We start from the raw sequence: 26660 nt of genomic DNA, 5'->3' as shown, positions 1-26660 counted from the left end.
TCAACCACCCTGCAATCATTGTAGAGCAACGGAAATCTCGCTACTTGATTTTACTTGCGAAAAAGAGCGGTAAATCACTACTTGTAGTATTAAAATACATCTATATACTGAGATGTAACGGCGCCGTAAACCAACCGAATAGGAGATTATCTAATGGAAATGTTCACGGTAAAATCAATTGGCAAGGTACGTTCTGATGAGAGTGGAATGCGTATTGAACTGGAAAAAGAGTTTATTCCGGCGCTAACGAATCTGGAGGGCTTCGGCTATATTAATATCCTCTGGTGGTTTCATCAAAGCGATACGGAGGAGGCTTGTTCAAAGCTGGTGGAGAACAGTCCCTACAAGGATTCTCCGGATCAATTGGGGACCTTTGCAACACGTTCTCCCGAACGTCCAAATCCAATCGCTCTTACCTGTGCCTATATCACTGATCTGGATGCGGATAACGGAATTATAGGTCTGGCTTATATTGATGCTGAAGATGGAAGCCCGGTGATCGACATCAAGCCCTACACCCCAAGCTTTGACCGCGTGGAGGATCCCATTGTACCAGATTGGTGTGCCAGCTGGCCCAAAAGTGTTGAGACATCAGACGACTTTGATTGGAGCAAGGTCTTCAATTTTTAAAATTGGATAGCTAGCGTTATTCATATTTGCAAAGAGGGTGTTCCACAAATAACTTTGGAGCACCCTCTCAACAGTGTGGTGAACAAGTTGCCGGAAGGCCGATATGGAGCTGAAGCAGCGAAGCGGTCGCCTTTAAACCCGGATTTAAACCTTGTCAGGTTCAAATGCTTCCAAAAATCCGGGTTTAACAGCGAGTGTAAGCCCATATCGGCCGCAGGCTCTTTATTGTTCACCACGCTTTTAAAATCAGTCATTGAACAAGCTTGCCAAGCTCTTCGCTTATTTCATTATACTTCAAGGCTTTTTTTGTAGAGGTTTTAATTATATCCAATCTTTATGAACAAAAGACCGTACACTACATATAAGATAGACGAAAAACGTGAACACGAGAATCAAAATAAATGGAATAAGTTCCATTCGAGGAGAAAGAGGTAACCCTTGAGGAAACATGGCGTAATATGGAGCGGTAAAGGGGAACCATGCCCCTAATGAAGCTGGAAGCCCTGTTAGCACAATATTGGGAATTACAGATGAAATACAAATTAACAAGGCTATACCGAAAGATTGAAAGCGAGTAGCTAGCCAAATCTGTAGCATAGCAATAGGAAAACATGCCAGCCAGCCCCCTGCTATCTCTTGTAAAATAGATTTCTGTGGAATCAAACCTTCTACATGAATTATATTTCCTGTAATCAAATATCCTGCCAAGAACAGGACCTGCATGAAAGCAATTAAAGTGATTAAGGTCAAGAATTTGGACAGGAGTATTTTCCAACGAGGATAGGGAAGCGTAAGTAACTGCTTCCATGCTCCGTTTTTATGTTCATAAAAACATAGGTATGTGGCAAAAATCCCGGTAAACAACGGTAAAAAAAACATTCCGTGAAAAGATACTGCCTGAAAATAGAGTGTTGTCCAATTGTAGGGGAAGTATTGAGACAAAGACTTTGTATTGCCTGCCGCAAGTGCCCATGTTACAACCCCTTCCAATATAATCATCACTAGAATAATGGGCCATTTTATTTTTTGGAATTCTGAATTAAATAATCTGTACATATTGCAGCCTCCTATTTTATTTCTATAGTACGAAACCGCAGAGCACCTGCTATAAGCAAAATCAGGCCTAATGCGATACCGATTGCAATCCATATTGTATATCCTTCAATGAAGGGGCTTGCCATAGAAGGGTATGACCAAGGTATAACATATAAGAACTCCTGTGTAATTCGAGGAAGAAAAAGGCTGGATATCGCTCCAGTCACACCTAATCCAAGAGGAGTTGTTTGATTGGGAAAGTAAAGGGAAAGAAACAGTTGAATAGAAAGTATAGGAAAAGAAGCCGCCAAACATCCAAAAATTTGTTTCACCAAAAATGCAAACGGCAATACTTTATCTGTATACATAATCCATATCAAGCAGAAACCTCCTAAAATCAATATGCTGCATCCAAGCATTAAAACAACTACCCAAACTGCTTTAGCAAAGTAAAAGGCTGTACGGTTTACCGGTGTGGCAAACAGAAACTTAAGGCCTTGCGATTGATGTTCCGTTTCAGATACCATGCTGCAAAGTAGTGATATTGTGAGCAACATGGTAAAAGATAGAAACATATAAATAATATTTAAGCCTGCATAAATTCCTCCTTCTCCTTGTCTGAAGTACAGATACCACTCTAGACAAGTGAATAAGATTAACACCACCGCACTAACTATGGGAACGATATAGCAAATTTTTCGTGTCTTATAAAACTCAGCAAAGAGTAATTTCTTCATCATAAACTACCATCTTTTCCAGTCAAGGTCAGGAAGATATCTTCTAAAGAAGGCTTTGATTCCTGCATGTGCTGTATAGAGAAGGGTTGAAGAATGTGGAAAACTCTTGACTGATTCATTTGCTCTGTCAGAGATATAAGCAGTTCTCCCTGCTGCAAAGCTACATCAGCACCGGCAGAGGACAATACATGCAATGCTTCCTGTTGATTTTCAGTCCGTACCAAAAGCTTGGAACGGCTTTTTTTCTCCAATTCCTGTATGCTGTCCTGAAAAATAAGCTTGCCATTTTGGATAATGCCAATTTCGTCCGCAATAGACTGAATCTCACTCAAAATATGGCTGGATAAAAAAATGGTGATTCCTTGTTCCTGACAAAGTGATAACATTAAATTACGGATTTCTTGAATGCCGGCTGGATCAAGCCCGTTAATTGGTTCGTCTAAAATGAGCAGCTTCGGTCTGCGAATCAATGCTTGAGCAATACCAAGACGCTGCTTCATGCCGAGGGAGTAGCCTTTTACAGTTTGCTTGGCATAAGGAGCCAGCCGTACAATATCAAGGACCTTATCGATGTCTTTCTCAGGTAAATCCATCAGCTTGCAAATTATTTTAAGATTCTTATATGCCGACAGATGTCCGTAGTAAGAGGGGCCTTCCACTAGAGATCCTACATTTCTCAGAATTTTTTCACGGTCGCGCTGCAGAGATCGCCCCATAATCTTGACAGACCCCTCATCTGCGCGAATTAAACTGAGAAGCATACGAATTGTTGTGGTTTTTCCTGCACCATTTGCACCCAAAAAACCGTAGATTTTCCCCTCCGGAACCCGTAAATCAATATGATCTACAGAAACATGCTTGCCAAAGCGCCGTGTCAATCCTTTAGTTTCAATGATATATTCAGACATAACAAATCCTCCTGTATTTTCTTCATAGCAGGAGGATACACAATTTGTCTAATGTTCAGGTAAACGAAAATAAAATGTAGATAAAATCATTCAAATAAATGAAATAGGAAGTTCAATGAATATCGAGCTGCCTTCTCCTAACATACTATCTACGCGAATTGACCCATGATGCAGTTCAATAATTTTTTTCGCAATAGACATGCCAAGGCCAGACCCCTCCGTAGGGCGATCCGTTGGTGTTCCGCGATAATAGGTTTCAAAAAGCTTTCTTTTTGTTTCTTCATCCATTCCATGTCCATTATCTTCAATTCTAATTAAAAATGTTTTTTGCTGTCTTTCTACAGATACGATAATTTCTGTTTCAGGAGGATTGTGTATAATTCCATTAATAAGAATATTCTGCAGTGCCCTTTGTATCAAAGTGGTATCTATAGCTAGAGGCAAGCTATCTATATTTGACTCAAAAGAAAAGACATAGTCAGAAAATTGTTGAGAATTTGCAATATCCAATACGCAGTTGCGTATGAAGCTAACGATTTCCACTTCTGTTTTATGCACGAAAATTTTCCCATCCTTCGATTGAAAGGAAAGATTAAGATCATCAATCAAATCTTTGATATGTCTGGATTTTTCCTCGATTTTTCTCCCGAAATTGATCATTTCTTCGTCAGTCCATTTGTATTCTTGTGAGGAAATCATAGAGGCATACCCTTGAATATAAGTTAGCGGAGTTTTTAAATCATGTGTGATTCCGGCAAGCCATTCCTGTCTGTTTTTTTCTAGTGCAGCTCGATCAGCTTCACTTTGTTTTAGTTTATTGCTTAAGCTTTGCATTTGTCCTAAAAGTTCCTTGTATAGAAACCGCGACCATCTGCTTAATAAAAGTTTTCCACAATGATAACGTATATCTGGTTCATGAAAATTTCCTTTCGCTAATAATTGAATCCAATGAATCACATAGATTACAGGTTGCAATACAAATATAAAAAACAGACTGGCAACAAGTACTGCCGAAAGAAAAACAGCTGCGTGGCGCATAAATTCTTCATTTGTATTTCCTACCAGGGGAGATGTCTTTCGCAGCAATGAAAACAACTCTCCAAACATGCGAAGACTTAATAGGTAAACAACTAGAGGTATGATCATTAAAAGTAAAATTTTCCCAATTATCTTTAAGACACTTTTCATGTTACAGTGTCTCCTTTTTATGCGGAATAAACTTATAACCTAGCCCTCGAATGTTATGAATATATTTCACCTTATCTGCTTCAGGTTCTATTTTCTTACGTATCCTGGAAATATGCATGACAACTGTTTTTTCATCCCCAAGATTCATCTGTCCCCATACATTGTCATATAATTGTGCAGTCGTAAATATGCGATTTGGATGTTCAGCGAAATAAACCAGTAAGGAATATTCCAAGGCGGTAAATTCTAAAACATTTCCATTATTTCGCTTGACTTCGCAAGAATCCTTGTTGATGCTAAAATCTTCGAATTTCAGAATCTTGTTGTGCGCTGCCTCTGAATACATGTGTTGGTGTTTCAGTTGTACTTTTATTCGTGCGACTACCTCCATCGGGTTAAATGGCTTGGTAATATAATCATCGCCTCCCATTGCAAAACCGGTCAACTTATCATAATCCGATGTTTTAGCTGTCAAAAACAGTACAGGCACATCTGTCTTTTTACGCAGTTCCATACAAAACTCCAGTCCGTTAACATCTGGTAGCATGACATCTAGTACGATGAGTCTGGGATTGAATTCCCGAATCATCTCTGATGCTTCCTTTCCTGACTGAGCTTTTTTTATATTGTAAAATCCCTCTTTTTTCAAGATGGTTTCCAGCATATCCAAAATTCCTATTTCATCATCAACCAAAAGAATGTATTCATCCATTTTCATCGTTCTCCATTTTACATCTGTAACTTTTAACTTATACGCTAAAGCGAATAAAATCAAGACATTGAAAAGCTGATCCCCCTGGATAATATCCATCTCGCTATGCTCAAAAATGCAGGCGACGATACTTCAATGGCGTAAGTCCGGTTTCACTTTTGAACAAATGAATAAAATAAGAACTGTTAGCATAACCAACCTTCTGACCAATTTGCTCTACAGCCAGGTCGGTTGTTTCTAATAATCGGCATGCTTGCCCGATTCGTCTAGCAATCAAGTAGCTGGTAATACTGTTACCCGTCTCCTGACGGAAGACTCTAGACAAATAGTTGGGAGTCAGATGCGTCTCCTTGGCCAATCGCTCCATGATAGCCTCTTCTGCATAATGCTCCTCAATCCAGTTCATCACAATTTCAGCATAACGCAATGGTCTCTTCGTCCGTTCTTCCCTGGAATCAGAATGCAGGGTATCCTCCGGCAGCCAATAGAATAATTGAATGAGCAACAGAGCTACAGCTTCCGCATGGTCTACAGCTCCACCTTGGGAAGAAGTATTGTATCGCTCATAAATCTCCTCAAGCGCCAGCATCGCAGAAGCGCCTAATTCATACACATGGGATGTACCCGCTGCGGTGAGCATATGGTCGAATCGTCCCTTCAAAGCAGGAAAAGGCAGTAAACATGCCCGAACCCGTTGCGCGTCAGCATAAAAAATGGAGCGTACATAAACCTGTTCCGAGGAAACCTCCGCATACACCTGATGGAGCTGATATGGCTCAAATAAAAAAAGCATGCCCGGTTTGATCTCATATGTCTGCTGATTAACCACAACCGTGCCCTTACCTTTATGAACAAGCATAAATTCACAGCATTGATGCCAATGGTAATATCCTTTATAATCCCGCTCAATATTAACCTTGTAATCCCACCAAAATCCAGATTGAAGACGCTTAACTGGCTCAAACAATCTTTTCATAAATATCCCCCAGTATCTAGATAGCAGACCGATATTTCATCATATTCTAGCACTACTTTACTGACATATATATGCCTACAATATACTATATGCCGTTATATTTCATATCGATAAAGGAGCCAAAAGCATGCAGAAAGTAGCCAATGGTGTATGGAAATTTCGATTTGGGGAGCCGGAAGCTCATACTCCGGTTAGTCTTGGTGATATAACTATAAAGTACAAAGAGCTAGAAGCACTGGATTGCTCGGGAGCACCACCCATTAACAGCGATGACATTTTTGCCACCAGAACCCCCAGAGGTGTGCGTGTTGAGCTTCCCCTCATGCAGGAGGAGCATCTGTATGGATTCGGACTACAATTGCATAGTGTAGATCATACCAGCCGAAAAAAAGTGATTCGTGTCAACAGTGATCCTGTTGCCGATACTGGAGACAGCCATGCTCCGGTCCCTTTTTACGTATCAACAGCAGGCTATGGCGTCTATGTAGATACCTCCCGCTATGCGGCCTTCTACTGCGGAACCAATCTGAAGAAGGGAGCCTCCGAGCATAAAAAGGAGGTGGCCAAGGAGGTGGGCACGTCTGAAATCGAGCTGTACGGCTATCAAGTCACTGAAGGAGATCGAACTGTAATGATCGATATCCCCGCTGCCGCCGGCATCGAGTTATACCTGTTTGAAGGCCCGGATATGGGCACATCCGTGCAAAGATACAATCTCTTCTCTGGCGGAGGCTGTCTGCCGCCCGCATGGGGACTGGGCATCTGGTATCGGGCCTATAGCGCCGCTACTCGGGATGATGTTATGCGGCTGGCCAGCACCTTCCGGGAGGACCGGATGCCAGTTGATGTGTTTGGCTTTGAGCCAGGCTGGCAGAGCCGGGCTTACTCCTGTTCGTTCTTGTGGGACGACAAGCGCTTCCCCGATCATCAGGGCATGCTGGAGCAGCTCTATGGCATGAACTATCGCGTCAATCTGTGGGAGCATCTGTTTGTTCATCCATCATCACCAATCTATGAGGGGCTCAAGCCGCTTTCGGGCAGCTATGAGGTCTGGGAAGGACTGGTCCCGGACCTGGCTTTACCGGAGGCGCGCCATATATTTGAGGCGCATCATACTCAGGAGTTTATCGATCAAGGCATTGCCGGCTTCAAGCTGGACGAATGCGACAACTCCGACTATGTGCATTCCAACTGGTCCTTTCCAGATGCCACTGAATTCCCGTCAGGTCTGGACGGCGAACAGATGCACAACAGCATCGGGGTTCTGTATCAGGCCACACTGAAGAAGGCATTTGAAAAAGCCGGACGACGCACGCTCTCTCAAGTACGAGCCTCGGGGGCCTTGGCATCCCCTTACCCGTTCGTCCTTTACAGCGATCTGTATGACCACAAGGTATTTATTCGCGGCGTCGTTAACTGCGGCTTCTCGGGACTGCTCTGGTCGCCGGAGGTACGTCAGGCTGAATCTCCTGAGGATTTAATCAGGCGCGTTCAGACCGCTGTATTCTCGCCAATGGCCCTGCTGAACTGCTGGCAAATTCCAAATCCGCCCTGGATGCAGACCAACCGCGAGCAGAACATCCGGGGTGAATTTGCCGACGATTATGAAGCCGTGCGAGAGGTTTGCCGTTCCCTCTTTGAAACTCGCATGAGTCTCATACCTTACCTGTACACAGCGTATGCCCGATATGCTTTGGAGGGGCGTCCGCCGTTCCGGGCACTGGTCATGGATTATCCTGAAGATGTTCATACCTATGGCATCGAGGACGCTTATATGATGGGCGAATCGCTGCTGGTAGCGCCAATTGTGACCGGCACAGCTGAACGCGATGTCTATCTGCCCGAAGGAACCTGGCTCTGCTTCTGGACAGGCAAGCAATACGAGGGAGGACAAAGCTACCATCTGACCCCTGGGCTTGAGCGCATTCCGGTCTTTGTGAAGGACGGAACCCTGCTGCCATTGGCTAAGCCGCTTCCTTATGTTGCAGAGGATGCCGTCTTCAATATCTCGTTCCGCCGCTACGGCACAACGGCTTCCCGCTGCCGATTATATGAAGATGACGGGCACTCTTTTAATTATCAGAATGGACAATGGAACTGGGTGGACGTTTCACTGGACGAAGCCGGCACAGCGACCGTGCAGCGAACCGGGGGCTATGAAGGAGTCCGCTATGCGTTTACCGGAGTATCGGCGATAAACTAAGCCAAGAGGTCGGCGTGGCTAAAAGCCCGGGGAATGCCATGTACTGCATTCCCCGGGCTTTTCTTCACTCGTCTTCGCTTAGCTGTCGATGCAGCCAATCAAAGGACAGCTTGCCCGAAATTTCATGACCTCCGGCATGAAGCTCATACTGAAAGCGATCGGAGGCGTTCCACAAGGCATACCTGTTCTCCAGCTCCGCCACCGTCCGTCTCGTATGAGCTACAGGAAAGATAGGGTCCTGCTCGCCGCCCTCCACAAATAGCGGACGTGGTGCAAGCAATCCCCCGATCAGGTCCGGCTGCTCCGCATCAAGCAGCAGTCCCGGCAAATAGTTGTCAATACAATGGTGCATAGCCAGAATGCTTCCCTGAAAAGTATTCGTCCAGCCGCTAAGCGCGACAGCCTTGATTCGTTCATCCAGCGCAGCCGTGTAAGCAGCGATCAATCCGCCGCCGGAGAAGCCAAAGATGCCAACACGCTTGGCATCCACATCGCTTCTGCTGTTTATATAGTCAAGGGCCCTCATCGCTTCATATACACGCATGCCGGCCAGCGTCCGACCATACATCAGCAATTGAGAGGACAACGTGGCGCACGAGCTGTAATTCGGATTTTCTTCCAGCTCCGCTGCCATGCGCCGCACACCAAACCCCATAATTTCGGGAATGACTACGACCAGCCCCAATTTGACCAATCGCACGGCAACCCGGTTATGAATGCCCGGATCGTCCAGCTCTTGGCCCTGAGGATCCATGCCGACAGCATCCCATTGACCATTCCCGTGGCCATGACAGGCCAGCACAGCCGGGTAGCGTTTCCTTTTCCCCTTCGGGATCAGAATCAGAACAGGAACGTTAACCCCGTCCAACGTAGTGTAAGCGACCTTCTCCAAGGTATAATCCCCATAATCCCGTCGTTTCAGCAACACAGGATTTAGCGGACCGCTGTGCTCGGGAAAAGCTCCTAACGCTCGCCTTAACGCCTGCGCCAAGCGGGACCGCTGCTCCTGCAGCGATGTTGCCTCTGCCAGTTGCAAGCGTTCGGCTGACGTATCTTCATAAAGCTTCTTTAGAAAAGCGTCTGTTGTCCAATTCATCACATGTTCTGTCATTTTATCCATCATTCATCCTCGAATCCCGATAATTGAAATAGCAGCTCTTTTGCCCAAGTCATGCGCAACATCCCCTTCTTTTGTTCCATCCTCCACCACACTTTCAGTTAACCTTCCAGCACTGCATGCCTGCTCCAGAACGATCGCAGCAGGCTGTTAAACCTCTCGGGAGACTCCATGCTGCAAAAATGGCCAACATCGGCCATGCTGACCAGCTCCCCCTGCGGCACATGCTCCAGCAGCAAGCGGAGCGAAGCCTTCGCTCCCTCCGAATCCCGCTCTCCTGCTATTGCGCAGACCGGAACAGGCCCGCACTGCTTCAACATAGGCAACAGCCGTTCCCGCAGCAGGCACTCCGGCTCGGCATGAGTTGGCTGCCAGGCCGTCCAGTCTGCAATCATGGCCCACAACCGCTGGCTATAGCCGTTCCGATCGGGACCGCAATGAGCCAGCAGGCTGTTGTACCACGCTTGCTTGAAGTCGGCTATATCGCCTGTAAAAGGCGTCACCGCTTCTGGTCTGGGATCCGGAATTCCGGCGCTCGCTACCGTGACGGAGCCCACCTGTTGCGGATATAAAGCCCAATAGTCCAGGGCAACAAAAGCACCCAGCGACAAGCCGATCAGGTGTACCTTGCCGATGCTCAGCCGCTCCAGCAATTGCCGCAGGTCCTCGGCGTGCAGATAATCCTCGCCCTCCCTGGGCAACGAAGAATAGCCATAGCCGCGCAAATCATAACGCAACACGGGATAGTCCGCTGCGAATTCCTTTACCTGCGGCTCCCACATCCTGTGGTTCACAGCGTGAGCATGGATGAACACAAGCGTTGAGTCGCATGGCCGATCCGGCGCTGTATATTCATAATACAATGCCACATCTCCAGTTCTGGCTTCGCCTTGCAGCTCCATCAGGCCTGTGCGGCTGCGATTGCTCATCGCGAGACCTCCCTTCGCAGCACCGCTCCTGAAGCGTCCCGTTCCTCCAGGACAACCGCTACCTCATCGCCGCCTGCCTCCAGACCTTTGACCGTAACCCGTTGTACCCGGCCGTCCGCCAGGTGAACAGACACCTGGTCAGCCGATTCCGCGCTGGCCGAGACGATCATCGACTGATGCTCATAAGGCTCGATCAACGTAACAAATCTGGCTTGCTTGCCTGTGCTGCGAGCGCTGATCAGCTTGCGCCGTTCCGTCTCGTCGCCTAGCGGATAATCGCCGCCAATGGAGGCGACAAGGCGCGACGCACCCATTCCCGCAAGATCAATCCGGATGATTCCCTCCTGCTCCGCATTCAGCGGATTGGCGGGGATGGCCCGGTCGAACTGCTTCATCTGAATGCGTACAGGCCCTCCGAAATAATCTGTGCCGGGACCGTTGCCCGGGTCCGTATTCTCCATCTCCAGCGGAAGCTCGGATAAGTAGACTCGTCCCTTGGAGGTCTCCAGATAAGGATCGCCCCAGAAAACGGTTTTTTCTAATGGCTTAGGAAGTTCGTTGTCTCCTATGCCAGGCTCTACGCGAATTCGCAGCTCCAGCGTGTTTACCCCCTCAACCGATAGCTCCAGATCATCCCGGCCAAAAATCCAGGCTCCAAGCTTCCCGGACGCCAGTGTGTTCTCATCCCCACGCACCTCGTAATACAGCTTCTTGTCCACGGGGTGCATCTCGGGATCATTGCCGACAATCATCTGCACGGACTGGGGCCACAACGTATAGTGATCCATATTTAGCGGGCCTGGCTCGTTAAAGGCAGTCCGGTTCCCCCAAGCCGAGTCTGAATCCGGGCCGAATTCCATGCGGAAGCTCGCCTTGACCGGTCCCTCCATTTCATACCAGTCACACAAGGTAATGAACTGACCCGTCCCTAGCGGATCGGGGTCCAACTGGTCGGTTTGCTTGATCAGCCTTTGCCCGATCGCCTCAAGCTGTCGCAGTCCCTTACAGTGAAACAGGCAATCATAATCATGCTCCTCTTCACCGGATACATAGTCGAACAGAATAAGACAGTCGTCCAGCACCACCGTTAAGCGCCGCTGTTGGACAGGTTCCGTAAAGCCGGTTCGCTTCGTATATTCAGGCGGATCGGCCGGTATCGACAAGGACCTCCCCTCATTCCAGACGCGCTCGGCCAGCGTTGTGTCTCCCGCTACTCTCCAGCCTCCATATGGGGGATAGGACCAGCGAGCCGTATTCTCTACTGCGCAGGCCTGAAAGGAATCGCCGCTGTAGAACAGCAGACGCTGGCCCTCTGCCGGGTCCTGCTGCTTCCGATCCACAACGACCATATTATGGGTCATGGAGGTCTGCACGTAAAATTTGTACATAAAGGTATGATAGCTGTACCAGATGCTTTCCGGATTGTAAAAGCTGCGGCCATATCTCATGATCGACAGCAGGCTGACCCGGTCATAATGACCATGGGCCCCGCCATGAATTCCGTATTTGACCACCGCCTGAAGCTGCTCACGGGGCTTGCGCCCCGGCGTCTGCGAACGCAGCACCGCTACCCCGGCGATATCGGAATAACCGGAGGTCAGATAAGGCTGGGTCTCGCTTGGAATCAACTGCTCCGCTGCGTACAGCAAATCGCGGTCAGCCAGTTCACAATTCAGCAGCACATCCGCATACTCCGGCTTGCCGTACAAATAATAGGCCAAGTCATAGCGGGCATCCATATAGCCTCTCGGCGCGATGCCCGGCAGCTTGGATTCTGCGGAATCATTAATGCCAAACAGAACGCTCCGGTAATCGGCATACGGCAGCAGACTATCCCATAACTGGGTGATCGAGCGATGATTGGATTGGTTTGGTCCCCAGACATCCAGGCAAAGCCCATCGATCTGGTCTCCGGTCTCCGGCGTAATCTGATGATGATATTGAGCCGGCACCCACACCCCGTCCAGATTGATCCCCCATGGTCGACAGCTCTGCACCACTTCGGAGAACAGGCCCGCAGCCATCAAATTGTAGCCAACCGAGCATTCATACCACCAGCCGTCATCCAGTGTGCCCTTGGACAGATGATCCGTAAAGCCTCCCGCGCCATACAAAAAGCGGTTCATCTGCTCATAATCCTGCAGCGCCTGACTGCAATAAAGCGCCCCGATCATTTCCGCCAGCGTCCAGTTGGAAATGCCCCCGACACTCAGCGCCCAATCTATCAGCTCCATGAACAGGCGGAACGACCTCGCCACATGAGCATGATCCTCGGCAGTCAGCAAGTCAGACGCGGCAAGCAAATCATACACCACCGCCGTATGCTTGAAATATTCACCCTCATGCACCAGCTCCTGATGACAGGCGCGCCGGGTGGTCGGATATCCCCGCTCCGGGTCCACGGTAGCCCGCAGGAAGCGGACAGCCTTGTCCGCCAAATCCTGACGACCCGTCAGCTTCCAGGCAATAACCGCGTTCTCCGCCTCATGGGAATGATGCGCTTCAAATAAATACGGCCCGGTCTGCGGCTCGGGCAGCTCCCACTGCTCGGCACGCCGCACGTACATGTCACGCAGCTCCCTAGCCCATGGATGCTTCTCAACCTTCTGACGCACCTGCTCCCAGCCTGCTTCCTTATGCTTGATATAAGGGTGCGGCAGCTCACGCACGGTATACAGCGTCAGTTCCTCCGCCCATTCCCCTCTACCGCCAGGCACTAGAACCAGCCTTTGAAGCTCAAAGCCACCGGGGGCAACACGCGGCGGCACCTCCACGTCCACCACAATCTCGCGCGACTCCCAAGGCTTGAGCACACAGTTCTCGGGTGTGACGGTCACCTTCATCGTCTCCCAGCCGTAGCGCGTGCAGGAAATGACGACAGGCTGCGTATGTTCGGTGCAATTGTGCAGCTTCACTGTATAGCGCGCCAAATCGCCTGCGGCAGCCGCTATCGACCGTACCGGCAGCTCGGCAAATAGGGCTGGCCGGCGGATAAAGCGCAGCTTGGCTAGCTTTAACGGTGGCTGCTCTTCCCCTGTCCAGCGCGGTGTCAGCCGAACACTCCGGACAAATTTCCATTTGCCCGCCAGCACCTTCTGATCATCAAAGCTCTGAAACGGAAGCCTTGCTCTAACGAGGCCATGACCCTTTTCATGATCCAAGGCTCCCGGCGGCACAAGGGTACGCAGCGTGACATACTCCAGTTCCTCCGGCAAAGGACTGCGGTCTCGGAGCAGCCCGATTTCAAGCAGCAGCTCCAGCGCCTCCTGCTCTGCAAAAGGCCGGCTCTGCCATTCCGCCTCAACCTCAAGTCCGTACCAATCCCGCAAATCTACACTGTGTGAATTGATACTGACAAAGCCGTGCTTGAACCAGTGGTTATCCAGATGAACGCCGGGATAATGCCACTCGGCTCTCTCGCCAGCTTCTAGCCAGGTGCTTTGAGAGGTCTGATCGTCAGCGGCCGCCACAGAAGATGATCGGATCCATGGCAGCAGGTCAATCCCTGCTGTATCCTTCATTTGTACTCACCTCCGGTGACCGTATTTTCATCTGATTTCTTGAATACTACGTTCTGCGCAAATTCATTAACTGCAAAATTACCCTGAGCCGCATCAAGAATCACTTCCCCGTTGATCATCAGATCCACAAACATGATGTTGCTGACCTGTCGCTGCCCATCGTATCCATAGATACGATTGGGGTTGGTGTTCCTTCCCCGATACTGGATGTTGCGGAGGGTTACATCCTCAATGCATCGCCCCGGAGCAGGGTTATAGTCCTTGTTCCATACCACCCGGATATCGACAAGCTGGCCCAGCTCAAAGTCGTCTACCCGGATATTGTCATAGGTCACACGACGAACCGTATTGTGGTCTCCGGCATTGATCGCCAGCGCACCCCAGTAATTCTCCTGCGGCTCGTGATGCTCCAGGATGTCGATATTGCAAAATTCAATATCCTCAATCGTATCTCCGTCATGCTCATGGTCGCCGTGTGTTCCTATCATCAGCGGATGTGCGACATCCGCCCACAGGATGCTGTCAGCCACGCTTACCCGCCGTGTATCGCCGCGATAATCCCATCGGGACCCGTACACCGCAATGCAATCATCCGAGGTGCGCAAAAACACGTCGCGAATCTGAACATCCGAGCTGGCCATCATATCGATGCCGTCAGACCAGCCGCGCGTGCTGAACGACTTGAAGTTGTCGATCGTGATTTGCTCGGACTTGCCGATATAGATGCTGTAATGCGGCGGGTCAAGCAAAATGATTCCCTCTACGGCAATATGGCGAGAGAACACAATCCGCACACCGCGGAACGCAGAGAAGCGCGAGAATTCAGACAAATACAGAATCCCCCTGCCGCAGATGCGAACATTTTCCACACGCTCACAGACGAACGAGCCGACGACGACAGCACCGCCTGCCACATATACCGTTGTATTTGAAGGGATTTTCAGCAACGTCTCCTCCAGATAATGCATGCCCGGAGCAAAATAAATGACTCGCGGCGCCGCATCATCAAGAGCTGGCAGCTCAGCCGCCAGGCGGTAAATATCCTCGGTCCGATGGATCGCCGGCTTCAGCACCAGCACCCCCGCATTCTCAGGCTGCGGAGCATCCGTCTCCACAGGATTAGCAAACAAATGCAGGTTATTGAACCGATTCTGATTCACCTCAATCGACAGCTTGCAGGGCCGATTCAAGGTCAGATGAATGACATTTCCTGTTTTTTCATGCCCGACCCCGGCTGATAAAGGGCGAATCATGACTTCCTCGACGCATTTATCGGTGTACTCGACCTCAACCTCGACGGTCCCCTCCATATCAAAATAAGCCATAGATGCCAGGTTCACCTGGTGCATGTCTACCTTGGCCTCATACACCGCTATCTCTTGCCATGCCCCGCCCGGAATCCGGGCCCGCACCTTGAATTCATGACGTAAAGGGGTGCCCGAGGGCGCCTCATACGATACCAGTCTATTCACTACCTCGTTCTCCCTTCCAACTTTCCCTCCCTCTCATTGTATCGCTGCCTGTGGCAAGGCATATGCCAGTTTTTTTAGCCTTGTATGTTGCTTTATTTAGTTTCAATCTCAATGCTTCCATATAGCTTGACCTCGGCGACATTTCCATACCAATTGCTTCCATTATAGAGTCTGATATACCGGTGAGCCCCTTGATTCACGAGCTGAGAACCGCCCATATACAGCCATTTACCGACCGTCGAGCCTGAAGCCTTTGGCGTCAAATCAATCCAGGAAGCAAGATCATTGGAGCCTTGAATAACCAGACCGTTCATCCGCCCCGGATGGCTGGCACGCGGCAGCAGCATGATATGCTGGAGCTGTATAGCAGCGCCTTCACCAAAATCAATCGTATAGTAGGAGCCCGGACCTCTCTGCAGGTCTCCAAAAGTAGCAGGATCGCCATCAAAGATGAATTTACCTGCCTGCTCCATGGTGACGTTGCCAAACGGAGCATCAGACAGGGTGACCTCCCCCAGCTTGCTAACATCGATGAACTGCCTGTGGTCAAGCAGATATAAAACCGAATCATCGGTTGTAAAGGAAACGGGGTCCGCTGCTACTCCCTCTGCTGTCAAATACTCCAATTGGAATTGAATCGGTCCGTTTGTCATCCCTTCATAAGTGGCAACCGTAGCGCTCCAGTTCTTTTGATCATCTGTTTGCAGAGTTGCCTCTTGTCCTTGAATGACCGCCGTCCTCACTTGAATCGGTGCATTGGCCTGAAAGATCAGCTTCACCGTATCGCCAATCGTCACCATTTGTTCGATGGCCTGCTCAGATTGGATGGATACGGATGCCAGCTTGTTCACCGCCTCGTGGCGTTCTCCAAAAATACGGAATTCCCCCAGCTCCAGCAGATTATTAACCGTTCCCCTCAGCGCATCGGGTTGAGGATTCAACATCTGAATTTTGATAAATCTATATTGCTGCTCTTGTAGAGACGGATCGACCTCCAGTCTGGAGAAATCATCCGTGAAGATGGTTTCCTTTGGAGTCAAGCGCGTCCAGTGGGCTCGATCGTTAGAGCCAAACACCGCCGATCCAGCCATCCGATCCACAAAATTCATTCGGCTTTGCAGACTGAAGGCAGTGGCTGAAACTTTATAATCCGGGCCAAAATCAAAAATATGATACAGATCGGGATACGGAGCCAGCGAATAAACCGGGAATGTATTATTGTTGTTATCCGTTAGCATTGAAATCGAATCGCCAAAGGTAGAAGAAGCTACAAGCCCAGCGTAATCCATGCTTCCATCCGGCAGTCGCGGGGTTAATGGCACCAGATGGTCCGCCGCCTGTTTCAGCTTGCTTAGCTGTGCCAGGAAGCTGTCATTATCCACGTGTTGAGACGAAGTGTTGATCAGGCTGAGTGATGTCTTATAGTCTTGCAATGAAGCAGAAGTGTAAATCGTCGATTCTTTATACGCTTGAGTTGCCAATTGTACAGCCGACTCTCGCGAATCAGCAATGGTAAGCTGCACCTGCTTGGCTGTCACTGCGATCCCATCCGAAGCCGAGACGATAAAGATGTAATCGCCCGCAACAGGCTGCGTCCAGAGGAGTTTCCCTGTTGCTGGATCAAATTGGGCGCCACTTGGCAATAGGGAGCTTTTATAAATAAGCTGATCCTCAGGGTTAGCATCTGTAGCCGAGAAATCCAGCTCTAACGGATGGCCCTCCAGTCCAACTTCCTCAACCTTTCCTGCTCCACTTGCAAATACCGGCGGTGTGAGCTGCTGGCCAGCCAGAACGTTGAGATGATCCAGATCAACCGTTACTCCGTCCCCAACGATCTTGAGATACATCAGGCTATAATCTTTATCCAGTTGGCCATACGACACATGGCTGAGGCCCATATCATAGATGATGTAATGCCATTGCCCTTCGGTGTCCGGCAACGTCAGCGTATGATAAGGGGTGGAATTGCGCTCCTTGCTTAACTCGACAACCGCCGCGCCGTCTGTACGGAATTTCAAGCCGATAAGCCGCTCTTTGCTGCGATCAGCATAGGAGAGATTCTGCACAACCAGTTGGCTGCCCGACAGGGTAGATGGTACCCGAACATAGGAGTGCTCATCTTCCTGCTTCGTGGCAATCCGGGCATCAAATGCCGTATACCGATCCTCCAATTCAACAAATGCGGCGCTAGATTGCTCCTTCGGCAGCATAGAGGTCCCCTCGGACTCGGCTGCTTCGGGAAGATATAGCCAGAAGTCGCCGCCGCCATCGACATTATCCCAATTCATTTGCAACCGGCCTTGATAATAATAGTTGGATGGAATCCGCTTGGTGAATGCCTCGTGATAATAAGGCGCTTTCTCCTTGAGATCCACTCCCTTTGAATAAGTATAGTAATAGTACAGATCCCAGAAATTTGCCGTCGTCATTCTGCCCCGGTAAGAATCAGCGATCCGGTGATAAATCCCCTTGGTCTTGCCATTTTCGTCAGAGCTGAACACAACGGGAACCCATGAGGTATCATAGCCCAGCATATACTTCCAAAAATAGTCGGCTGCCGCCAAAATACGATCATTCAAGAATTCATAAGGGCCTACCGCATTATCCGCATCAGATACAGTACCAGTAAGCGGATCTACCTTAGTGCCCTGGGCAAGCAGCATCCGGGAAATAATCGCCGCATTCGTCAAATCCCCGCCGCCATGCGCTTGATCCCGGCCCATCTCTACATGCTGTACAACCGGCTCAGCCAGCCTCTCTCCCGTTGCTGCATTCGTATCAACCAACCTGAACAATTGCTTGATCGAACCGTTGAAGCCCTGATTCTTTGCGGTCTTGTTCACGGTGAACCATTCTACAGCTTCATTGTAACGTTCTTGGTTATTAGTAAAAATATAACCCGCCATTGCCCCCAGCAATGGATAATTGTGCTGGTTCATAAAGTGGTTGTTATCGTGCTGGAATGTCTCGATCACCGGAACAATCAGATGATTCGTGAAGTCCGCCGTATCTTGCTCGCTCCAGGCCAGCTCGGCCGTCTCGTAACTGGTGTAACGCAGAATCTCCGCAGCCGTCACCATTCGATTCAGCGGAATACCGGTATGAATATGGGCATCGCTAAAATAAGCATATTTATCAGGGTCCATCTGCGACCAGATACGAAGGATTTGCAAGGCATTGGCCCGATAAGCCTCATCCCCGGTAGTGTAATACATCAACGCCTGCGTATATGCCTTCAATCCATCAGCTATAAATCTGGAATTCATGCCTTGACTGTTAAAAGCATCGCTCTCCGGCTTGCCGGGATCAATTGGGCTTTGATTGCTTGAGGTTACGTTCCTGGCCGCGGCGGCAGAGGCTGTCATGGCCTGATAATAGGAATGCCAGGGCTCCTTGTGCTCCCGCACCATAGAGCGCATAGTCTCCAGCGTTGACTTGGTGAGACCTACCCCCGGATGGGTGAACCCATTGGTTACGGTCTCTGAAATTTTGACTTCATACATTGTACTTGTTGCTTTAGAAAGCTCCATAGCAAAGACCTGCTCCCCTCCCTGTGAAATAACTAAACCCTGCACCATGCCGAGTGCCACCGTCACGGCTAACAAACGACGACAGAATCGTAAATAGCCTTTCTTCTGCTTCATACGCTCCTCCTTTGGCTTAAAGAAATCGCTTTCATTTTCTTCATCATTGTAGTTGACCCTCGGCCATAGGAGAATCCTGTTTTTCCAGTTCTTTATGCAGTTTTTTTTAGTTTTCTTGAGCTTGCTAATCTTTGCTGTCCCTGGTGTCCCATGCCTCATCAGCTTGCTCCAGCGCCTGCTGAATCGAGATATGGCCGGACAGATAATCCTGAACAAAGGCATAGAGCTCGTTGCGAAAGCCGGGCGGGATTTGATTGGCTCCCCAATGATTCTCCATAGAGCGGAGCTTGATGACATGCGGATCGGCAAGCAAGGTCTGAACCTCCTTCACCAGCAGGTCGGCCTCCAGTTGAACAGGAGCCTTGGTTGCCGGTAATGCACTGGTCAAGGTCAAATATTTGGAATATTCCTCGGCACTGTAGAAAAAATGGAGAAACTGCTCAATCGTTCTGAGCTTGGCCGGGTCCTCAGCAGCTTGAGCGGAAATAGCCCAGCCTGTCGGCAAAGACAGTCCCGTGATATGAATATTTCCCTCCCGGTCAGGTACGGGGAAGAAACCGATCTTGAAATACGGGTCCAGCTCTTTCAGTTGAGTAAACATCCAGGGACCCGACATCAGCATCGCCGCCTTGCCTGCGGTCAAATAACCGACGGTCTGGCTGTCAGACACGTTCAAAAAACCGGGTGCTACATACTCCTTGTCCCATAGCTCCTTTAAATCCTTCAGCGCTGCGGAAGGACCCGCGTCCGTCCATTTCACCAAGCCCTCATTTCGTTTGCGGTTCCACTCGCTATCGTCGGCATACACATCATCCAGCAGAAAATGGTTAATCCAGAACCCCATATGCCATAAATCCCTGCCTCCCACGATGATCGGCGAGATGCCCGCTTGCTTGATCGTCTCGCAAATTTCCAGAAATTCAGCATACGTAGAAGGCTCCTTGAGCCCAAGCTCTTCAAAAAGCCGCTGATTATAGATGATTCCCTGAGGCAGCTCTGCCTGAATCGGGGCTGTATATATTTTGCCATTCACTTGGGGAATATCATTAAACAGCTGTTGCACGGACGCTGGCAGCTCGGCCAGCAGACCGGCATCTGCGAACATTTGAGTATCCCGCATTTCTACCAGGTCAGGGAAGGTCCCCATCGCATCCAGCAGCGTCAGATCATCCGCATAGCCTTTGGCCTGGTAGGTATTGCCAATGACTTTGATCTGTACGTTTAAATGAGACTTCTTATAATTGTTGATCATCGTCTGCATGCCTTTCTGATGAGCGCTGTCTCCCATCGCATAAGTGATCGAGATTTCAACGGGAGCCGCATCGGGGCCTTCTCCCACAAGCAGCGGATCATGGTGCCCCTTGTCCGGCAAGCCGCAGGAAGACACACTTAAGAGAACAGCAAGTATAAGCGTCAGTCTGACCGCCAGAGAAAGCCGCCGCTTCCACCATTTAATTCTGTTGTTCGCCATCATAGGCCAGCTTTCCTTTCGTCAGTCTGAATTCCTGGGGAGTTTGCCCAACATGCTTGCGGAACATTTCACTGAACAGCCGGGCATTGCCGTAACCGACCTGCTCGGCCACCTCATAAATCATGAGTTCACTATGCAGCAGCAGGCGTCTGGCATGCTTCATACGCACCTCTGTCAGGTATTGCTTGTAATTCTCCCCCGTGTGCTTCTTGAAAAATGTGCTGAAATAAGAGGAATTCATATAAATCAGACCGGAAATTTTCTCGAGTGTAATGTTCTCCGCATAGTGCTTCTGGATGTAATCCTTCACTTGCCTAATCTGCTGCAGCTCTCTACCGCCGAGCCCGACCTTGAGCTGATAGCCAATATCCTTGAGCGCTTCGTTGAAACAGGCCTCCACCTCAGGCAATGTCTCCAGGCCCGCTGATCTCTCCAGAAGCATGTGCGCCGAGTCCTCCGACGACTCAACAGCAAATCCCAGACTATTCAGTTCCTGACGGATTCGCATCAAGGTAGAATATAATACAGAGACAACCGCATGCTTGCTCCCTGCCGACGCTTGCCGGACAACATGTAGCAGCTCTGACACGACAGGGAATAGCTCTTCGTCAGACCAACCGGCAAGTATAGCCTGCAGCAGCCTGTTCTGAACCTCGGTCACCTGCTGCCGAACGGGTTGCTCCTGCACCGAAGGATAGGCCAGAATCTGGCCCGGACCGATAAAATAGGCGCGTTCCAAGGCTTCCTGCGCCTGTTTATAGGAGACGACAGCCTCCCCGATCCCGGTCACTATCCCGCCTACACCGATAGCCAGGTCAATTTTCAAATAGTCCCTGACATTGTCCCGAATCGCCTGAGCAGCCTGCACCGCCTGCTCCAGCTCATCAATCGCAAGCAGACAACAGAAGGCCTCCTTCTTGCGAAAGAAAAAGCTCCCCCGCATGTCTCGAACGATCTCGCCCATAATATTCGTCACGGCAAAATCAATCAGCCTGCGCTCCCGCTCCTGCCAGCGATTCTGTTCCAGAGCTGCGCGCCCCCATTCAGCTACACACACAGTCACGCTCCGCTCCGGTCGCTCTCCGCTGATCTGCACGATTTCCGCAACCACGCTCCGGTCTCCGTCAGTCAGCCGATCCAGCAATTCTTCTGTTGTCTTCGCTCTGATGTTGCGCTCCAACTGCTCCAGCTTCCCGCGATTGCGCTCCTCCAGCGATTCATTGCGAATGATTGAGACCGCCTTCTGCACCACCTGCTCCAGCGCCGTTGTATCAACAGGCTTCACCAGATAATCCAGCGCGCCATACTTCAGGGCGTCCTGCGCATATTGAAATTCCTTGTGTGCGCTGATAAAGATCACCTTGCCCGGTTTATCCGAAGCATTCATTTCCCGCAGCACATCAATGCCGGACAAGCCGGGCATACAGATATCGCTGACAATCAGATCCGGCTGCTTCTCCTGAATCAATCGCAGCAATTGCTGTCCGTCCTGGGCTTCGCCAACGATTTCAATGCCAAGGCCCGCCCAGTCCACAATCCATTTCAATCCGTTCAGAATCACCGGTTCATCATCGGCCAATATCATCTTTAGCTTGCTCATGCTCCGCCTCCAGCCTCAAAGGAAGTATAAGACGAACTGAAGTCCCGATATTCGGGTTGCTCTCTATATCCAGACCATAAGACTCTCCGAATGCAGCCTTGATCCGTTCGTGCACATTGGTCATGCCGATGCTTCTGCTATTGTGGTCCGATTGCCCTTCCAGAGATGATTGAAGCGCTTCCAGCTTCGTTTGCTCTATCCCGATTCCGTTATCATATACGGTAATGCTCAGGATTTCCGGATCGAGGCGTTCAATAGTAATCAGCACCATGCCTTTTCCGCCCTTCGGACGGATGCCGTGATGCACCGCGTTCTCCACCAGCGGCTGAAGAATCAGCTTCAGCACTTTGGCCTGCAGCAATATCTCGTCTTCTGTTTCTATGCCCAGCACAATCTGGTTGTAGAAACGCACCTCAATCAGGTGAAAATAATGACGCAGATGCTCCAGCTCCTGCCCGAGCGTAACCGACTCATCGCCGTAATCAATAACATATTGAAGCTGGTCGGACAGCGAATGAATCATATCGGCAACCTTGCGGTCTCCGCCTACAAGCGCGCTCATGCGAATCACCTCAAGCGTATTGTACAAGAAGTGCGGACGAATCTGGCTCTTTAACGCATTCAATTCCGCCTGCTTCCTCTTGATCTCATGAACATACGCCTCATCAATAAACTCCCGCAGCCGTTCCACCATCCGATTGAAGCCGTTGGCCAGTCTGCCCATCTCGTCTTTCTGACGGAGCACAACCGCCGTGTCCAGGTTGCCTGATTCCACCTTGAGCATCTGCCGCATCAGCAGCAGAATCGGCTTGGTAAATCTTCTGGAGAATAACAGAGCCAGCAGAAGCATAGCTCCCAGACTGAGGCCTGCGGCCAGCCATATCGTGTTGCGGGTTCGCAGAATAGGAGAATAAATATCCTCCTTGGAAATCAGACCTACAACCTTGCCCGAAATATACGGAATAGGCTCGGTAAACACCATCATGTCCCCGCGGGACTTGGTGGAGAATTCGTCAAACCTCCCGCCGATCCGGTCGCGTCGGTTGGAGTACAGAATAATATCATTCCGGTCCACAATATAGATTTCGTCACTCCCTCCCAGCCTGGATTGATTGAGCAGGTTGTCAAACACATCGATATCCAGATCAAGATACAAGGTGCCATACAGCTTGGCCGGGTTCTGGACGCCTTCTCTGGTGTCAATCCAGTTGCGGGCAAAGGTCATGACCAAATCCTGAGAATTGTAATAGCCTTCCATATGATAAGCGAAAACCCCCAGCTCCTTCGGATTGTCCCGCATCCGATATTGCCAGCCCACAGGCGGATAGGTCTCATAGGGATTAAGCCGCTTGTTGCCGCGTGATTGCTGGTACAGCACCTCATCTTCGCCGCGAACAAACAGCACATTCTGGATATGGGAATCGCTAAACAACATATTTTTAATAAAGTTATCCATGGCGGACAGGTTGACCTCATCCTGAGGAAGCGACTTCGAGGCCTCCCCGAATATTTCCGAGGCGTCGGTCTTGGTATACATTGTCCTGGAAATCTCGTCATACTCGGCGAAAATATCATGCACATTATTGCTCATATAGACCATCATCTGCCGAATATTATTCACGGTATGCCGTTCAATCTGGCCGGTGAACTGGTACAGAGACAACAGGCTGAGGATAAAGACCGGAATCAGGCCTACCAGGATAAACGCCAGCGAAAATTTAAAGAACAGACGGTTTCTGTATTTCAAGCCATTCTGCCTCCCCCATAACCGGGACCGGGTGTTCGGAATGCTAATAGTGTACCTTTTAATGCTGTGAAAAAAAAGGGCATAAGTTCTATTCATTTCTAGCAAATTAACCCGAACCTCCTAAAAGCAAGGTCCGGGCTAACTCGTATGGGACAGTTTCTATACAGCTATTACTGATTGTGATCCAGAAACTCCTGGGCTTGCTTCACCAGTTCGGCGCGAACGTTTTCCAATCCCAGATTGCGCAGCTCCTTATTGAGCTTCTCGGCGCTTTGACGCCAATTTTTTTCAAGACCATTCTTCAAAATCGGATCCAGCTCGGCGGCCTTTGGCTGAATCTTCGCAATCTCTGTCTTGACCGGTTCCGTATTGAACACAAAGCCGGTCAGCGGCAGCTTATAGTAAGTGCTGTCTTCAGTTTGATAATTAATGATCTTCAAGGCCTCGTCACTGTTCTCCGCATTAATCCGGGACAATGTTGGATTCCAGGTTAGCTCATAACCCGGGAAAGCATAATTTTGGGTGTTAGCTGTCGTCTTGTAATTACGATCTCCTGATTTCTCCCAATGAGTACCTTCAATACCAAGCTCGAACAAGTCATGGTTCTCCTGGCTGCCGAACAACCAGTCCAGAAATTTCATGGTACGGTCCACATTTTTGGAGGTAGCCGGGACAACAAGATAGTTCCAGGCCTTGTACTCCGTGCCGATCGCTTCCTTCTCCAAACCGCGGATTTTAGAGTTATATACGAAGAACTCCAGCTCGGCGCCCGGAACAGCGCTCTTGAGCCGATCTCTCATACTTGCGAAGGCGTTGATCGTGCTCTCGTTGGCCGCTGATTTGCCGCTTACGAACAAAGCGGCGGGGTCCTTCTCGTTAAGCACATCCTTCTGAACATACTGGTTCCATTCCACCTTGATATCATTTGAGTCGTAGAAATATTCAGCATCGTTGAACGGCGCCGGATATTTCGCATATTCCTCTGCCGGATCACCCAGTGTTGTCGCACCCAGCACCTGTTTGCCGTCATCCGACAGGATCAGATTGAAGTTAACCCCTGTTCCGGCAATGGAGTAAGGCTCAGCACGCAATTGTGTCTGCTTATCCTCTGTGCCAAACATTTTGAAGAAGCCACGATCCCCCATTAGAGCAAACGGAATCATACTTGGCTCATTCTTTTTCACATTGTCCAGGTAGGTTTTCAAGTCATCGTACGACTGAACAGGCTCCATGCCATACTTCTCCCGCAGATCCTTGCGAATATACACCACCTCGGAATCGTAGTACATATTGGTAATCGGGATGGCATAGAGATGGCCATTAATCTTGTTAGCATTCAGGAATTCTTCTGAGAACGCTTTCTTAAGTCCGGGATAATCATCGTTATTAAAATATTTATCCAGTTCATGATAAAACCCTTGTGAGATGTTCTGATTCAAGTTCATCCATGGCGCATCGAACATCAGGTCGATGGCCTCGCCCGCCGCCAGCTTCAGCTTGGTTTTCTGATTGTGATCGGAGGCCGGATTAAATTCGATATTGAGCTGTGTATTCAGCGTATCCTTGGTCCGGCTCTCAAATTCGTTCAAAACCTTGTCCATATCGACTGGCTTATCACCAAATAACATGACTTTGAGCGTAGTCGGGTCGAGAGCAGTGCTGGAGCCCTCGGCTTTTGGCGAAGAAGCGGCTCCATTGGAGCCGGAGCATCCGACCAGGGAACCTACCAGTAAAGCAAATACTACTAACGAAGCAGTAAATTTAAGTTTGCTTTTCATTTCAATACCTCCCTTTCTTCCTATGTTTCTATGCTAAACTGCCTGTTAGGCGAATTTAGTTGAAAATAACACATACATGTCAGCCCTTAACCGCTCCCACCATCAGTCCCTTGACAAAATACTTCTGAAGGAATGGATAAAGGAAAATAATCGGGCCAATCGTCACCACCGTCGTAGCCAATCGTGTTGTCAGTGTAGGCACCACATAGTTAGGCAGACTCACCTTTGAAGCCAGTTCGGCTGCAAACTGCGTATTGTTCATGATGCGCATAATCAAATATTGCAGTGGCCAAAGATTTTCGTCAGAGATATAAAGCATAGCCTCAAACCATTTATTCCAGAAAGCCAGTGCGTAAAATAATCCGACCGTGGCGATCGCCGGCATCGAGATGGGCAGGATAATCCGAAACATAATATAAATATCGTTAGCTCCGTCGATCTTGGCTGATTCCGCCAGCGACTCATCGATGGACTTGAAGAAATTCCGCATCAGGAACATATTCCAGGGACTGACCAGTGCCGGAATAATCAGCACCCAGATCGTATCCGACATCCCCAGGTACTTGCTGATCAGCAGGTAGCTGGCCACAAGACCGCCATTAAACAGCATCGTGAAGTAGACATAGAAGTTAATGGCGTTTCTGTATTTCAGATGCTTCAGCGACAACGGATAGGCTAACGAACAGGTAAAGAGCATGGCCAGTGCCGTGCCGACTACAGTCACAAAAATCGTTACGGCATAGGATCTGTAAATCGTAGCATCCTTAAAAATCAGCTTGTACGCATCCAGCGAAAATTCTCTGGGCCAGATGGAGTAGCCATATTTCAAAATGCTGTTTTCCGTAGAAAAAGAGCTGCTGACCACAGTTATAAACGGAAAGAGACAATACATGGCAAACATAATCAGGAAGACGTACATGGCGATTTTGAGCAGTCGATCTCCCCTTGATTCCTTAATAGTCATTTTTACACCTACCTTAATTGAAGATTGG

Annotated in this window: 18 protein-coding genes; 2 read left to right on the top strand and 16 right to left on the bottom strand. The window is 49.3% G+C overall.

Annotated features, from left to right (window positions below):
* Positions 1–153: 153 nt before the first annotated feature.
* Positions 154–630 carry an SAM-dependent methyltransferase gene (locus C557_RS0111590; RefSeq protein ID WP_018752031.1) on the top strand — a complete coding sequence of 159 codons (477 nt, stop codon included), beginning with the start codon at positions 154–156 and terminating at the stop codon, positions 628–630.
* Positions 631–951: 321 nt separating this feature from the next.
* On the opposite strand, the gene C557_RS0111585 is transcribed toward C557_RS0111590, so the two are convergent.
* The 6 genes from C557_RS0111585 to C557_RS23405 form a co-directional block, all read right to left on the bottom strand.
* A complete protein-coding gene (locus C557_RS0111585; protein ID WP_018752030.1) occupies positions 952–1686 on the bottom strand; it encodes an ABC transporter permease in 735 nt (244 codons plus the stop codon).
* 11 nt (positions 1687–1697) lie between these two features.
* Positions 1698–2405 (bottom strand): ABC transporter permease, encoded by a 708-nt coding sequence (locus tag C557_RS0111580; protein ID WP_018752029.1) that lies wholly within the window; start codon positions 2403–2405, stop codon positions 1698–1700.
* Entirely contained in the window at positions 2402–3310 is a 909-nt protein-coding gene (locus C557_RS0111575; RefSeq protein WP_018752028.1) for an ABC transporter ATP-binding protein, read from the bottom strand. Before C557_RS0111575 ends, C557_RS0111580 begins: the two co-directional genes overlap by 4 nt.
* Before the next feature lie 90 nt (positions 3311–3400).
* Positions 3401–4498, bottom strand: a complete 1098-nt coding sequence (locus C557_RS0111570) for a sensor histidine kinase (RefSeq protein ID WP_018752027.1) — start codon at positions 4496–4498, stop codon at positions 3401–3403.
* 1 nt (position 4499) lies between these two features.
* A complete protein-coding gene (locus tag C557_RS0111565) occupies positions 4500–5309 on the bottom strand; it encodes a response regulator (protein ID WP_018752026.1) in 810 nt (269 codons plus the stop codon).
* 10 nt (positions 5310–5319) lie between these two features.
* On the bottom strand, positions 5320–6186 hold the full coding sequence (locus C557_RS23405) for an AraC family transcriptional regulator (RefSeq protein WP_018752025.1): 867 nt from the start codon (positions 6184–6186) through the stop codon (positions 5320–5322).
* Between the two features lie 127 nt (positions 6187–6313).
* On the opposite strand from C557_RS23405, the gene C557_RS0111555 reads away from it, so the two are divergent.
* Entirely contained in the window at positions 6314–8389 is a 2076-nt protein-coding gene (locus tag C557_RS0111555) for a glycoside hydrolase family 31 protein (protein WP_018752024.1), read from the top strand.
* A gap of 64 nt (positions 8390–8453) precedes the next feature.
* Here the strand turns inward: C557_RS0111555 and C557_RS0111550 are convergent, their stop codons facing one another.
* From C557_RS0111550 to C557_RS0111500, 10 genes are all read right to left on the bottom strand, one after another.
* A complete protein-coding gene (locus C557_RS0111550; protein WP_083930120.1) occupies positions 8454–9512 on the bottom strand; it encodes an alpha/beta hydrolase family protein in 1059 nt (352 codons plus the stop codon).
* A 95-nt stretch (positions 9513–9607) separates the two neighbouring features.
* Positions 9608–10435 carry an alpha/beta fold hydrolase gene (locus tag C557_RS0111540; RefSeq protein WP_018752022.1) on the bottom strand — a complete coding sequence of 276 codons (828 nt, stop codon included), beginning with the start codon at positions 10433–10435 and terminating at the stop codon, positions 9608–9610.
* On the bottom strand, positions 10432–13956 hold the full coding sequence (locus tag C557_RS0111535; RefSeq protein WP_018752021.1) for a COG1470 family protein: 3525 nt from the start codon (positions 13954–13956) through the stop codon (positions 10432–10434). The genes C557_RS0111540 and C557_RS0111535 overlap by 4 nt, the downstream gene beginning before the upstream one ends.
* Complete coding sequence (locus C557_RS0111530; protein WP_018752020.1) at positions 13953–15428, bottom strand: glycosyl hydrolase family 28 protein; 1476 nt, start codon at positions 15426–15428, stop codon at positions 13953–13955. Before C557_RS0111530 ends, C557_RS0111535 begins: the two co-directional genes overlap by 4 nt.
* Before the next feature lie 92 nt (positions 15429–15520).
* Entirely contained in the window at positions 15521–19072 is a 3552-nt protein-coding gene (locus C557_RS0111525; protein WP_018752019.1) for a putative Ig domain-containing protein, read from the bottom strand.
* Positions 19073–19196: 124 nt separating this feature from the next.
* The gene (locus C557_RS0111520; RefSeq protein ID WP_018752018.1) at positions 19197–20546 is read right to left on the bottom strand and encodes an ABC transporter substrate-binding protein; all 1350 of its coding nucleotides are present in this window, start codon (positions 20544–20546) and stop codon (positions 19197–19199) included.
* Positions 20524–22143, bottom strand: coding sequence for a response regulator (locus tag C557_RS23400; RefSeq protein ID WP_018752017.1), 1620 nt, complete (start codon positions 22141–22143; stop codon positions 20524–20526). Before C557_RS23400 ends, C557_RS0111520 begins: the two co-directional genes overlap by 23 nt.
* Positions 22112–23890: a cache domain-containing sensor histidine kinase gene (locus C557_RS0111510; protein WP_018752016.1), complete on the bottom strand. Its 1779-nt coding sequence runs from the start codon at positions 23888–23890 to the stop codon at positions 22112–22114. Before C557_RS0111510 ends, C557_RS23400 begins: the two co-directional genes overlap by 32 nt.
* Positions 23891–24060: 170 nt before the next feature.
* Positions 24061–25668 (bottom strand): ABC transporter substrate-binding protein, encoded by a 1608-nt coding sequence (locus tag C557_RS0111505; RefSeq protein ID WP_018752015.1) that lies wholly within the window; start codon positions 25666–25668, stop codon positions 24061–24063.
* Positions 25669–25747: 79 nt separating this feature from the next.
* Entirely contained in the window at positions 25748–26632 is an 885-nt protein-coding gene (locus C557_RS0111500; protein WP_018752014.1) for a carbohydrate ABC transporter permease, read from the bottom strand.
* Positions 26633–26660: the final 28 nt, after the last annotated feature.

The sequence above is a fragment of the Paenibacillus sanguinis 2301083 = DSM 16941 genome (genome assembly GCF_000374825.1).
Classification (GTDB): Bacteria; Bacillota; Bacilli; order Paenibacillales; family Paenibacillaceae; genus Fontibacillus; species Fontibacillus sanguinis.
The sequence above is the reverse complement of the archived record's forward strand: the minus strand, read 5'-3'. Positions and strand labels throughout refer to the sequence as shown.